The 13,063-nt window shown below is 31.5% G+C and carries 10 protein-coding genes; 6 read left to right on the top strand and 4 right to left on the bottom strand.

The genetic code is table 11. The features are described 5' to 3' along the window. Nucleotides 1–237: 237 nt before the first annotated feature. Nucleotides 238–1,635, top strand: a complete 1,398-nt coding sequence (locus RSA29_RS05000; RefSeq protein ID WP_346942745.1) for an MATE family efflux transporter — start codon at nt 238–240, stop codon at nt 1,633–1,635. Nucleotides 1,636–1,738: 103 nt separating this feature from the next. Here the strand turns inward: RSA29_RS05000 and RSA29_RS04995 are convergent, their stop codons facing one another. Further along, a complete protein-coding gene (locus RSA29_RS04995) occupies nt 1,739–2,878 on the bottom strand; it encodes a DUF3298 domain-containing protein (protein WP_346942746.1) in 1,140 nt (379 codons plus the stop codon). A 523-nt stretch (nt 2,879–3,401) separates the two neighbouring features. Between RSA29_RS04995 and RSA29_RS04990 the strand changes: the two genes are divergently transcribed. Then, a complete protein-coding gene (locus tag RSA29_RS04990) occupies nt 3,402–4,076 on the top strand; it encodes a uracil-DNA glycosylase (protein ID WP_346942747.1) in 675 nt (224 codons plus the stop codon). Nucleotides 4,077–4,176: 100 nt separating this feature from the next. Here the strand turns inward: RSA29_RS04990 and proS are convergent, their stop codons facing one another. Then, nucleotides 4,177–5,613, bottom strand: a complete 1,437-nt coding sequence (proS, locus tag RSA29_RS04985; RefSeq protein WP_346942748.1) for a proline--tRNA ligase — start codon at nt 5,611–5,613, stop codon at nt 4,177–4,179. Nucleotides 5,614–5,957: 344 nt separating this feature from the next. On the opposite strand from proS, the gene RSA29_RS04980 reads away from it, so the two are divergent. The 3 genes from RSA29_RS04980 (at nt 5,958) to RSA29_RS04970 (ending at nt 9,062) form a co-directional block, all read left to right on the top strand. Then, the gene (locus RSA29_RS04980; RefSeq protein ID WP_346942749.1) at nt 5,958–6,431 is read left to right on the top strand and encodes a C-GCAxxG-C-C family (seleno)protein; all 474 of its coding nucleotides are present in this window, start codon (nt 5,958–5,960) and stop codon (nt 6,429–6,431) included. Between the two features lie 17 nt (nt 6,432–6,448). Continuing rightward, a complete protein-coding gene (locus tag RSA29_RS04975) occupies nt 6,449–7,393 on the top strand; it encodes a TDT family transporter (RefSeq protein ID WP_346942750.1) in 945 nt (314 codons plus the stop codon). Between the two features lie 271 nt (nt 7,394–7,664). Next, entirely contained in the window at nt 7,665–9,062 is a 1,398-nt protein-coding gene (locus RSA29_RS04970; RefSeq protein ID WP_346942751.1) for an amino acid permease, read from the top strand. Between the two features lie 142 nt (nt 9,063–9,204). Here the strand turns inward: RSA29_RS04970 and RSA29_RS04965 are convergent, their stop codons facing one another. Both RSA29_RS04965 and RSA29_RS04960 read right to left on the bottom strand, forming a co-directional pair. Next, nucleotides 9,205–10,971, bottom strand: a complete 1,767-nt coding sequence (locus RSA29_RS04965; protein ID WP_346942752.1) for a M3 family oligoendopeptidase — start codon at nt 10,969–10,971, stop codon at nt 9,205–9,207. A gap of 170 nt (nt 10,972–11,141) precedes the next feature. Beyond that, entirely contained in the window at nt 11,142–11,492 is a 351-nt protein-coding gene (locus RSA29_RS04960; RefSeq protein ID WP_346942753.1) for a rhodanese-like domain-containing protein, read from the bottom strand. A gap of 260 nt (nt 11,493–11,752) precedes the next feature. Here RSA29_RS04960 and RSA29_RS04955 point away from each other — a divergent pair, with 260 nt between their 5' ends. After that, nucleotides 11,753–12,793, top strand: a complete 1,041-nt coding sequence (locus tag RSA29_RS04955) for an ABC transporter substrate-binding protein (protein ID WP_346942754.1) — start codon at nt 11,753–11,755, stop codon at nt 12,791–12,793. Nucleotides 12,794–13,063: the final 270 nt, after the last annotated feature.

Below are 13,063 nucleotides of genomic sequence, written 5' to 3'. Positions count from 1 at the left end.
TTAATAAGAGGATTAATAAAGATGTATTCAAACTTAAGTGGATACATCTTTATATTTTATATAAATAATTATAGAATATAAAATGATGGTTATATATTATAGGTAGTATAGATAAAATTAATGGGTAAAATAAAAAAAGGATTATGTGGACATTCTTCGTAACACGAAGTAAAATGAATAAGGAAAGTATTTATATCTATTTAACAAAATTTATTAGGATAATGGGGATTTGATATTATGGAGAAAAGAATTGATTTAACGGAAGGGTCTATCAGTGGAAAGTTAGTTAAACTGGCAATTCCTATTATGGCAACATCATTTATACAGATGGCATATAATATGACGGATATGATTTGGGTTGGAAGAATTGGAAGTAGTGCATTGGCGGCAGTTGGAACGGCAGGTTTTTTTACAATGTTGGGTACAGCGCTTGCAATGATATCTAAGGTTGGGGCGGAGATAAAAGTAGCCCAAAGTTTGGGAAGAAAAGATGAGAAGGCCACTAAAAATTATATTACAAGTGCATTTCAACTAAATATTTTGCTATCACTTATTATGGCATTTGTAGTATTCACATTTAGAAGTTCATTTTTATCATTTTTCCAACTAGAAAACTTAGAAGTTGTAAGTATGGCAGAAACATATCTAGGTATAATTGCTATGGGGATGGTAATTACAAATTCAATTCCTGTATTTACAGCTATATTTAATGGTTCGGGAAATAGTAAAACGCCATTTATTATTAATACGGTGGGGTTAGTTGTAAATATGGTATTTGATCCAATATTAATCTTTGGAATAGGTCCAGTTCCTGCAATGGGAGTACTTGGGGCAGCATTAGCAACTATAGGGGCACAAGCAATAGTTGTAGTGTGTTTTCTTTACTCAATTATAAAGAGTAAAGAAAAATATCTAAAATTCTCATTGTTTAAGAAACCGGATTTTACAGCTGTAAGAAGTATAATTAAACTAGGATTACCATCGGGAGTACAAAGTGGATTATTTACTACATTCTCAATTCTTATTGCAAGAGTTATAGGAGGATGGGGGGAAGTGCCAATTGCAGTGCAGAAGGTTGGATGTCAAATTGAAGCAATAACATGGATGACTGCAGGGGGATTCTCGACGGCACTTGGATCTTTTGTAGGACAAAATTATGGAGCGAAAAAATACGATAGAATCAAAAAAGGGTACAAGGCTACTATTATCATAGCAAGTGTAGTTGGATTATTATCTACAGCCCTTTTAGTTTTTGGTGGGGAGTTTATATTCTCATTATTTATACCAGAGGCAGAGGCTATAGCATTAGGAAAGGATTATTTAATAATTCTTGGATTATCACAATTATTTATGTGTATTGAGATTACGACAGTTGGAATGTTTAATGGACTTGGTAGAACTATGATACCTGCTGCTGTAAGTATAATATTAACAGGGATGAGAGTTCCAGCAGCAATGATTTTAGGAACACCAGAGGTGCTAGGGCTTAATGGTGTATGGTGGAGTATAAGTATTAGCAGTGTGTTAAAGGGGATAGTTATTGTAATAATACTTTGGTATATGGTAAGAAAAAAAGGTTTGTTAAATGATACAGGGAGCAAAGAATTAACAAGCTTAGGGACTATAGAAATTTAAGTTTATAAAAAGTAAGAAAGCCACAAATTATTTGTGGCTTTTAACATATCTAACAAATGGTTTAAGGCTAGAATTAATATAAAATATTGGAGGTTATTAGAAATTATGCTTCATCAGCATCATACATAGGAGTAAGTTTTGCTAAAGGACTGCCAGGGTATAGTAGGCTAATGATTTCATTATAAGGAATAGTAATTCTAAATAATCCACTTTCCTTAGGTGTAAACTCATCGATTTGGTAATAGAGGACTATACCCTCAGGTGTTAGATAGAAATGTTGAGGGTCAGTAACCCCTTTGTATGGCATAATAAATTTGGTATCCATTTGAGAAGCCGTTTGCATAGCAATATTGCTAATACCTCTTCTGTAATCCATTTTTGGGTTGAATAAGTCATCAAATTCATAAATTTCTCCAGTATTAAGGTCAGCTGTTATAGAAGCAAATGTGGTGTGACCAGATTTTTCACCTTTAACATGGGTGTATAAAGAGAATACTATGCTAATTAACCCACTAGAATTGAGTGGTATTTCATAAGCACTTTCAACCTTTGCAAAATCAACTTTTTCAGGAATTAGTACGTGGGTAAGGAATAAAGAGTTTAACACCCTAATAATTTCTTGATTAATTATATTCGCTACATTTTCATCTTTGATTCCTTCAATAAATGGATATTGAAGTTTAAATTCTGGTGGAGATAGAACCTGGGTTTTTAAATTGGAAACTACATTATCTTCTGCTCTTAGAAGTGATCGTCCATAGCAATTGAAATAGTCAATTTTTCTTAGATCTACTCCAAAATAAACCCATCGCCAACCAGTCCATCTAAATCCTGATGCAGTTCTGTAATCTACATTAGTAAGCCATGCCCAGAAGGAATTACCGTTATTAAGCCAAATGTATACAAATTGATAAATGCAAGGTTTTATAGAACCCGGAGATACAGATTTTAGGTTAGAATTTTTTGGATTTGAAGATTTAGGCGTTATATTAGGTGGTGCACCTGGTGGACCTCCAGGAAGTTTAGGGGTTTGTTGGCCTGGTGGTGTATATTTGCCTGATGGATCTTTATGATATAGTTCTAAATCTTGGTTAGGTGGTGCATATTGTCCTGGTAAGTAAGTATTAGGCAAGGATGGCATAAATCTCTCTTCTAAATTTTCGAAGTTGACATCCTCGGAGTCTAAGTATTCATCGCTACGAAAGTAAGGGGAACCAGTATTATAAGGTTTTCGAATAAACATAAATTTACTCCTTAATAGTATTACAGTATTATAATATACAGTTTTAGTAAGAATGTGATTTATATTAAAAATAAATTTAAGGTAAGTACATAAATTTTTGTTAAGGGCGCATACTATTATCATACCAATAAAATCATTATTTGTTTTGCAGTAAGTTTTCAAGACTGTGAATAATTATATTAATTTTCATAGAAACGGAAATTTTAAGGAGGAACAGCATATGAGGAATATTTATCAATCGACGCATATAGCTACTAACCCTAAAACAAAACAACAATTACGGAAATTTAAAGAAGAATTTTCTGAAGAAATGCCTTGTGAATATTACCGGAGTAAGCACCGGAAATAATTTCTTGGTAGTATAATGATTTTATTGTTATAATATATATTGTACTAAGTCTCCCTGTTATATAGCAGGGAGACTTTCTTATAGTATGATATATTAAATGTATATAATGAAACATAGGAATAGAAAAGATATAACTAAATTATAAAGATATGATAGATAGAAAGGTTGATGAAGATGGTAAATTTAAATAATTCATGGAATGAAAAATTAAAAGATGAGTTTGAAAAGTCTTATTATATTAAATTGAGAGATTTTTTGGCGGAAGAATATGAATGTAAAAAAATATTTCCCGATAAAAATGATATCTTTAATGCTCTTAGAACCACATCTTACGAGGATGTTAAAGTAGTTATACTAGGGCAAGATCCTTATCATGGTGAAGGTCAGGCACATGGGTTTTCCTTTTCTGTATTACCGGGAGTAAAAACACCGCCATCGCTTTTAAATATGTATAAGGAGCTTAGGGATGACTTAGGTTGCTTCATACCTAACAATGGATATCTTGTGCCATGGGCAGAACAAGGGGTATTACTCTTAAATACTGTTCTTACAGTAAGAGAAGGAGAAGCTAATTCTCATAGAAAAAAAGGGTGGGAAACATTTACGAATAAGATAATAGAACTTCTAAATGAAAGGGAAAAACCTGTGATATTTTTACTTTGGGGGAATAATGCAAAGGAAAAGATGGGTTTTATAACGAATTCACAGCATTATGTACTAACCTCAGTCCATCCAAGTCCATTGTCTGCAACGAGGGGATTTATGGGATGCAAACACTTTTCTAAAACAAATGAGATTTTAAAATCTTTGGGAGATAAGCATATTAATTGGCAGATAGGGGAAATTTGAAATTATAAATTGAAAATTATGGTTAAAAAGTAGGGTTGAAATTCCAAAGGAATTTCAACCCTACTTCAAATTTATAATTTTATATTTTACATTCTAAATTCTAATACGCTTTTCCCCAATAAACTAGAGATTTAGCTTCTTTTCCACAGCAGATACAAGTTGAAGAAAGTTCTTCTTGTTCGAATGGCATACATCTTGAAGATACTCCAGCCACTTCTTTAAGTTTTTCTTCACATTCTACATCACCACACCACATAGCTTTTATAAATCCTGGTTTAGTGCTTGCAATATCAATAAATTCATCTAAGTTAGTTGCAGAATAAGTTTTTTCATTTGCACTAGCTCTGGCTTTTTCTAAAAGTTCAACTTGCATTAAGTCTAACATTTCAGTGATTTTAGTTTCTAATTCATCAAGAGAAACAACAACTTTTTCTCTGTTATCCCTTCTTACAAGAACTGCTTGGTTGCTTTCGATATCCTTAGGTCCGATTTCAACTCTAAGAGGAATACCCTTCATTTCACATTCGCTAAACTTCCAACCTGGCATTTTATCGCTTGTATCAGCTTTAACTCTTGCCACTTTAGAAACTCTTTCTTTAAGCTCCATAGCTTTATCAAGAACTCCTTCTTTGTGTTGAGCGATAGGGATTATGATTACTTGTGTTGGAGCTATTTTTGGAGGTAGGATAAGTCCACTATCATCTCCATGAACCATGATTAGAGCTCCAATTAGACGAGTTGTTACGCCCCATGAAGTTTCATGAACATATTGAAGAACTCCATTTTTATCGTTATATCTGATGTTGAAAGCTCTGGCAAATCCATCTCCAAAGTTATGAGAAGTACCATTTTGAAGGGCTTTTCCATCGTGCATTAAACTTTCTATAGTGTAGGTGGCTTCAGCACCTGCAAATTTTTCTTTATCAGTTTTTCTTCCCTTTACAACTGGAATAGCAAGGATACTTTCACAGAAGTCTGCATACATGTTTAGGATATCAATAGTCTCTTTCTTTGATTCCTCAGCTGTAGCATGAACAGTGTGACCTTCTTGCCATAAGAACTCTGTAGTTCTAAGGAATGGTCTTGTAGTCTTTTCCCATCTAACAACAGAACACCATTGGTTATAAAGTTTTGGTAGGTCATTGTGAGATTGAACTATTTTTGCATAGTGCTCACAGAATAATGTTTCAGAAGTTGGTCTAACACATAATCTCTCTGCTAGAGGCTCACTTCCACCATGAGTAACCCAAGCAACCTCAGGAGCAAAACCAGCTACGTGATCCTTTTCCTTATTAAGTAAACTTTCAGGTATAAACATTGGCATATAAACATTCTCATGGCCAGTTGCCTTAAGTCTATCATCTAAATTTCTTTGCATGTTTTCCCAGATTGCATAGCCATAAGGTCTAATTATCATACAACCCTTTACACTTGAATAATCTACAAGTTCAGCTTTTTTTACTATATCCGTATACCATTTTGCAAAATCCTCATCCATTGAGGTTATTGCTTCAACAAATTTTTTTCCTTTTCCCATATCTATAATCCCTCTTTTTCTATTAATTTTTATAAAGCTAAATTAAATAAAGTTAAGATGTGAAATCTTAGTATTCATAACTTTTTATAATCTAAACGTAGGCATCTTCAAAAAATATTTAAAGTTAATTTTATTAGTACAATATAATATTATATCAAATATATGAATTAAAATGAAGGAAAAGTTTATTTAATAATAAGGGAAGATTTGCATTCTAATATATGTATATTGAAAAAGGTAATAGATAAAATTTATGTATTCAAAATCAAAATTAGACTGTTAGTATATACAGTGTTAATATAAAAAAGAAATTTTAATATTATATAAAGGTGGTATAAATTATTATGGTTAATGAAGTTAGTGTAAATAAAATTAAAAACGATGCAGAGGAACATTTTAGAAAAGGCGAATTTTATTGTTCTGAAGCAATCGTATCATCAATAAAAAATAACTTTGAATTGGACATGCCTGATGAAATGATAGCAATGGCATCTGGATTTCCAGTAGGAATTGGAAAGTCAAAGTGTACTTGTGGAGCGGTAACAGGAGCAGTTTTATGTCTTGGATATTTCTTTGGTAGAACTAAAGGAAGCAATCCAAAAGACCCAAAATCAGTTAAAGCATTAGAACTTGCTTATGAACTTCAAGATGAATTTAGACAAAACAATAAATGTTTATGTTGTAGTGTTTTAACTAAGGGAATGGACATGGCATCAGGTGAACATAAGGCTCAATGTATAAAATTCACTGGAGCAATGGCAGAAAAGGCTGCAGAAATCATAGTAAGAGAATTAAACATCAAAAATATTGATGAATAATTGGTAGGGGGAATATTATGAACTATATAAAAAAAATACCACTACCAATAGCCGCAGTTATGTTAGCATTGGCGGCTTTGGGGAATTTATTATCTACCTATGGAATAGTATATAAGAATATTTGTGGGGTACTGTCGGCATTAGTTCTAATTCTTCTTACAGTGAAGATTATTACCTGCTGGAAAGATGTTAAGAATGAGATGAAAAATCCGGTAATTGCGGGGGTTATGCCTACTTATTCCATGGGAATTATGCTTTTGGCTGGATATTTAAAAGATATATCATTTACATCTGGATTAGTATTATGGTGGGTTGGAGTAATAATTCATCTAGTGCTTATAATACTTTACACAAAGAACTTTATTATTGGGTTTGATATTAAAAAAATGTTTCCAAGTACTTTTATAGTGTATGTAGGAATTGGAATAGCTGGAATAACAGCGCCAGCATTTAAGCTTATTGTTTTAGGCCAAGGGTTCTTCTGGTTTGCATTTATATCGCTTATAGTTTTGATTCCATTATTAGGGTATAGAACTTTTGTGGTAAAGGGAATACCAGAACCAGCACTACCTACAAATGTAATATTTGCGGCACCAGCGGCTCTTACCCTTGCAGCATACCTTAATTCATTTTCAGAAAAAAATATTTATATGATAAGTTTTCTATCTATTTTAGTAATACTATTATATATTTGTGGGTTAATATTTCTAGTTAAAGGATTAAAGTTGAAATTTTATCCAAGCTATGCGGCATTTACATTTCCTATGGTGATAAGCGCAATTGCAATGAAGGGTACAAATGCATTTTTAATTAAAATCGATAAGGGTATTTCGATTATTAAATATGTAGTTAAATTTCAAGAAATTGTTGCAATTATTATAGTGGTATATGTTCTTGTAAGATTTTTGATGTTTATATTTACATGCGAAACAGTAAAAGTTGAAAATTCAATATCCCAATAATGGATATTTGAATGTAGTTTATAGTTGTCTGAAAAGATAATTAGGGGAAAATGTTGTAAAAACTTTGGGGTTTACAACATTTTTTTTGATTAAATACACAGTGCAATAGTATATATTTTATATTTAAATAAATAGTAAAGCAAAATAGTCGAAATTGGTTGATTTTTGTTAAAAATTAGACTAAACTAAGTAATTGGAATATATCATATTAATATATACAGGTTATTTTTAAAAATTATATTTGGACAAACCATAACATAGGAGGAGAAAAATGAGTAAAAAAGATAATCTTTTAAAAGAAGACGGGAAATTGAAAAGAGAGCTTGGACTTGGAGCAGCTACAGCTATAGTAGTTGGAAACATAATTGGTTCAGGAATTTTCATGTCTCCTGCAAGTTTTGCAAGGGTAACTAATCCAAAGGTTGCTATATTAGCATGGATTTTAACTTCAATTGGTTCCTTGCTTATTGCATTAAGTTTTGCAAACTTAGGATCGAAAATGCCTAAAACCGGTGGGCCTATTGTTTATACAAGAGCTGCATTTGGAGATTTTGCAGGATTTTTGATTGCGTGGTCATTTTGGATAGGAGCATGGGTAGGTAATGCAGCTATAATTACTGCATTTATGAGTTATTTTACATACTTTGTTCCAGCTGCAAATAACCCTCTTGCTGCGTTTTTAATATCATCAGCAGTAGTTTGGATATTTACGCTTATTAACATATTTGGAGTAAAATATGTTGGTAAAATTGGAATTGTTTCAACAATAATAAAGGTAGCTGTACTTGTAGTATTTATCGTAATTGCTGGATTAAACTTTGATCCAAGCTATATGAAAACAATTTCAAGCCCAGAGGTTAGTGGAATGGGGACATTGCCAGCGGCAATAGCTATAGCACTATGGGCATTTGTAGGACTTGAGAGTGCTACAGTAGCAGGTGGAGAAATAAAAGATCCAGAGAAAAATATTAGAAAAAGTACTATATATGGAATAGTAATAGTATCAGTTATATACATAATAATGAGTGTGGTTTCTATGGGAGCCATTGATCAAGCAACGCTTGCAAGCTCAGATGCTCCACTAGCAGATATTATAAACAAGGTAACCGGGGGAACTTGGGGTGGTATGTTTATCGCAGCAGGTGCTTTAGTATCAACACTAGGAGCAACTTGTGGATGGCTTTTAACTACAGCTAGAAGTGCTGTTGGAGCGGCTGAAGATGGATTGTTTCCACCAATTTTCAAACGTATAAGTCCAAGATTCAATACGCCAGTAGCATCTATTGTTATAGGCAGTATATGTATGAACTTACTTTTAATAATGAACTATGTAGGTAGTCTTCAGAGCGCATTTGATTTTATGATATTACTTGCAACTCTATCGTTCCTACCAGCATATACATTCTCAGCAGCTGCTGAAATAGTGTTGCTTTGTAAGGGAACTAAGGATTTTAATTTTATAAACTTTTTAAAGAGTTCATTCTTCTCAATCCTTGCTTTTGCATATTCAATCTATGCAATTTATGGAACAGGGTCTGATGTAGTAATGTATGGATTTATATTAATGCTTCTTGGTATACCTATATATGTGTATATGATGCTTCAAAAGAATAAAGACGATAAAAAGGTAGACAAGTTAAGAGAAGCGGCAGGTATAGAGTTAGAATAGAATATATTACTAACTTAAAACATAGGCAAATAAAAATACTCTCATGAATGATAAAATTCATGAGAGTATTTTTATTGTATTATATATTTAACCATATATAATTTAAATTCTATATATGGTTAACATATGGAAAGAGAAAATATTATAAATTCAAGAAAATTTCAATATCCTCTTCAATCATTTTAAGAGAGCTTCTCCAAAAATCTATAGATGTAATATCAATATTCATTATCTTAGCTACATCACTTAAAGTATTTTTACCGGTTATAGAAAGTAGATTTTTATAGTCTTCAGTGAAGCTACTTCCACGTTTTAAATACTCAGCATAAAGTCCTTTAGCAAATAATAAACCAAAGGCATAAGGGAAGTTATAGAAGTTAGCATCAGCATAGTAGTAGTGAGTTTTGCATGCCCACATATAAGGGTGAAGATATTCAGGGTCAAGACCATCACCATAAGCTTCTTTTTGTGCATTTTCCATAATTTCATTTAATTCATCTACACTAAGAGCACTTTCATCTCTTCTTTTAAATAGCTCACTTTCAAATAAATATCTGCTATAGATATCAACTATAACTTGTGTGCTATCGCAAATTTCACTTTCTAATATTGCAAAAGCTTGTTCCTTAGTAGCCGTTTTTACAGCAGCTTTTTTAATTATAGTTTCACAGAAAGTAGAAGCGGTCTCTGCAATTGGCATAGGATAATCAGCATTTAATATACTTTCATCATTTAAACAGTGTCCGTGGTATCCATGACCAAGTTCATGAGCTAAAGTCACTACATCGCTAAAGGTGTTTCCATAGTTTAAAAGAACTCTGCTTTGCCCAATATGATGAAGTCCAGCACAGAAGGCTCCACCTACTTTTCCTTCTTTAGGAAGAACATCTATCCACGCATTCTCCATAGCAGTTTTGGCGAAGTTAGTTAAATCATCGCTAAAAGTGCTAAAATTATCTAATACACATTTACAGCCATCTTCATAGGAATAAGTCATATCAACATTTCCCATAGGAGCAAACATATCATAGAATGGAAGACCATTTTTATGTCCTAAAAGTTCACCTTTTTTTCTAAGATACTTTCTAAATACAGGCATTGATTCTTTCATAGCGTCTAGCATAGCATCTAGGGTTTCTTTATCCATTCTTGAGTGGAAAAGTGTTTCGTCTAGTGGAGAAGAAAATCCTCTCAAAGTAGAAACTGTGATAACTTCTCCTTTTATACCATTAAGGGCAGCGGCAATTCCGTCATCAATTTTTTTATAACCCTTAATTTCTGCTTCGTAAGCCTTCTTTCTAGTGTCAGCATCAGATTCATAGGCCATATTTCTAACCATAGATAGTGGAAGTTGTTTCTTTTCACCATCAATTTCTATGTCAATCATAAGTCCAGAAGTTAATACGTCTTTAAGCTTACACCAAGCATTTGAACCAGTATTTTTCATTTTAGCAATTACTGCTTCTTCTTTATCACTTAACATATATTTTGCATTAGTAGCTTTTTCTTTAATAAAAAATCTATGTTCTGTAAGTAAATCAGACTTAGCTATTATTGAATCTAAATCATTAAGATTTCCAATCCATTTTGTTATTTTAGCTTCGCTTTCTGCTAGGGCACTAATTTTAGTAGATAAAATATCATCATATTTTAGCGCAGTAGAATTTTTTGTATCTACACTTAGCGTTAAACCAATCATACTACCTATTTTTTCATAAAGATTATAAAAATCTTTATTAATTGATACATAATTTTCTAGCAGTTCTTTTGGATCATCAGTACTGAGCACAGTATTATTAATATTATTTATAATAGTTTCTATAAATTTGTCTAATAATTTAATGTCAGCTTTGAATTCGTCACATTGGAAGGAAGCATAAAGTTCATTAAGACTCCAATTTAGCTTCATAAATATCATCTCCTTAATAAAGTTTAATAAAATTATAACACTAATTTGGGATAAAATAAATTAATTCCCAATAAAAGTATTAACATCTAGTAATAGTGTATGGATTTAAAGGGTGAAAAATACAATTAAAATAGGTGCAAATATACAACATGTATTTGCACCTATTTTAATTATTTAATTATTTTATAAGGCCAAGAAGAAATCCCACCTAAATTATATATCTGTGTATACCCAAGGCTAGCCAAAATCTTGCAAGCACGTGAACTTCTAGATCCACTTTGACAATAAACATATATTGTAGCATCTTTATCTTTAAATCTATTAACAATAGATTCATCTATTGAGCTTACAGATATATTTTTAGCATTTGGAATATGTCCAGATGCATATTCATAGCTTTCCCTTACATCTAAAATAATTATATTCTTATTTTTATCTAAATTTTCTTTAGCTTCTTGAGGACTTATTTTATTAATAGTTGAACCTTCATTTGAACGGAATAAACTTTCTAAAAATCCCATAATAATCTCTCCTTATTTTTTATATTTATAATTTAAAATTCTATAATATGTTTACTAATATATAATGTGTGCTAAATCTTTATAACTAATTACTATAGATTTATTATAGTTTATATTTTACTTATAGGATGTGACAAAGTCACTAAATTAAAAAAATAAAATGCCATAAGTAGATTGACGTATTAATAATAAAAACAGTTAACAAAAAAAGTATTTTTACATAATATAAAGTATAACTAAAGGTTATAGGAGGAAATTCTATGAAAAGAAAAACTTTAAAGCTAATAGGTACTTTAATATGTACATTTATTTTTGTGGGGATGTTTGCGGGGTGTAGCAAGGTAAAACCAGTAAAAGAGGTTGAAAATAATACTGATAAGAAGGTTACTATAAAACTTAATGAAGTAACAAGATCAATTTTCTATGCACCTATGTATGCAGCTATTAATGAAGGTTTTTTTGAAGAACAAGGAATAGAAATTGAATTAAGCACAGGTCAGGGAGCAGATAAAACTATGCAACAACTTATTAGTGGTAGCGTAGATATTGGATTCTCAGGACCTGAGCAGGTGATGTATATTTACAATCAGAAGAGAGACGATTATCCAGTGGTATTTGCTCAATTAACTCAAAGAGATGGATCATTCTTAGTATCAAGAGAAAAACATAGTAATTTTTCATGGCAAGATATTAAAGATAAAACAGTGATAGGCGGAAGACCTGGTGGAGTACCTGAAATGGCGCTAGAATATGTATTGAAAAACCAGAAAATAGATAAAGATAAGGATTTAAATTTAATTACTAATATAGCTTTTGATGCAGTACCTGGAGCATTTAAGGGTGGTACTGGAGACTATGCAGCTATATTTGAACCAACTGCTAGTATAATAGCAGGAGAAATAAATGGTTCAGTGGCAGCTTCAATTGGAGAAAGTGCAGGCAATCTTCCTTATACATGCTTCTATGCACCTAAATCATATGTGGAAGCTAATGAAGGATTACTTGTAAAGTTTGTAACAGCAATACAAAAAGGACAAGAATGGGTAATGTCTAATGAAGATGCTAAAGTTGCTGCTTCTATAAAATCTTTCTTTCCAGCAACAGATGAAGCTTTGATTGCAACAGTTGTAGGTAATTATAAAAAGATAGAGGCCTATGCAAAAACACCTGTAGTAAATGAAGAAGATATGAATAGATTAATGGATATTATAGATTCTTATGATGCTAAACTTTTAACTTCAAGACCACCATTTAAGGATATAGTTAATAACTCAATTAGTGAGAAGGTAGTAGGTAAATAACATTTTAGAAATAATCTATATTTTGAGTCTACATCTATTAATTTAGATGTGGGCTTATTTTATTAAATGGCAAAAATTATTATCACATTCCTAATTTATTCATATATTAATATATAAATATTAATTAAAAAGGTACAATTTAGAATTTAAAATGAATGATAAAATCCAAGACTATTTTTAAAAGCTGAAATATATCAGGTGACTTTTATATCCTCAACTTAAAGAGGGGGGACAATGGATAGATATTAAATAAAATTTATTAGAACGAAT

It is taken from the genome of Clostridium sp. (assembly GCF_036660475.1).
In the GTDB taxonomy this organism is placed as follows: domain Bacteria; phylum Bacillota; class Clostridia; order Clostridiales; family Clostridiaceae; genus Clostridium_J.
This window is presented reverse-complemented; position numbering and strand designations above follow the sequence as displayed.

Excerpts from the sequence above, each read along its gene's own strand:
- RSA29_RS05000 (WP_346942745.1), top strand. The coding sequence starts at position 238 with ATGGAGAAAAGAATTGATTTAACGGAAGGGTCTATCAGTGGAAAGTTA.
- RSA29_RS04995 (WP_346942746.1), bottom strand. The coding sequence starts at position 2,878 with ATGTTTATTCGAAAACCTTATAATACTGGTTCCCCTTACTTTCGTAGC.
- RSA29_RS04990 (WP_346942747.1), top strand. The coding sequence starts at position 3,402 with ATGGTAAATTTAAATAATTCATGGAATGAAAAATTAAAAGATGAGTTT.
- proS (WP_346942748.1), bottom strand. The coding sequence starts at position 5,613 with ATGGGAAAAGGAAAAAAATTTGTTGAAGCAATAACCTCAATGGATGAG.
- RSA29_RS04980 (WP_346942749.1), top strand. The coding sequence starts at position 5,958 with ATGGTTAATGAAGTTAGTGTAAATAAAATTAAAAACGATGCAGAGGAA.
- RSA29_RS04975 (WP_346942750.1), top strand. The coding sequence starts at position 6,449 with ATGAACTATATAAAAAAAATACCACTACCAATAGCCGCAGTTATGTTA.
- RSA29_RS04970 (WP_346942751.1), top strand. The coding sequence starts at position 7,665 with ATGAGTAAAAAAGATAATCTTTTAAAAGAAGACGGGAAATTGAAAAGA.
- RSA29_RS04965 (WP_346942752.1), bottom strand. The coding sequence starts at position 10,971 with ATGAAGCTAAATTGGAGTCTTAATGAACTTTATGCTTCCTTCCAATGT.
- RSA29_RS04960 (WP_346942753.1), bottom strand. The coding sequence starts at position 11,492 with ATGGGATTTTTAGAAAGTTTATTCCGTTCAAATGAAGGTTCAACTATT.
- RSA29_RS04955 (WP_346942754.1), top strand. The coding sequence starts at position 11,753 with ATGAAAAGAAAAACTTTAAAGCTAATAGGTACTTTAATATGTACATTT.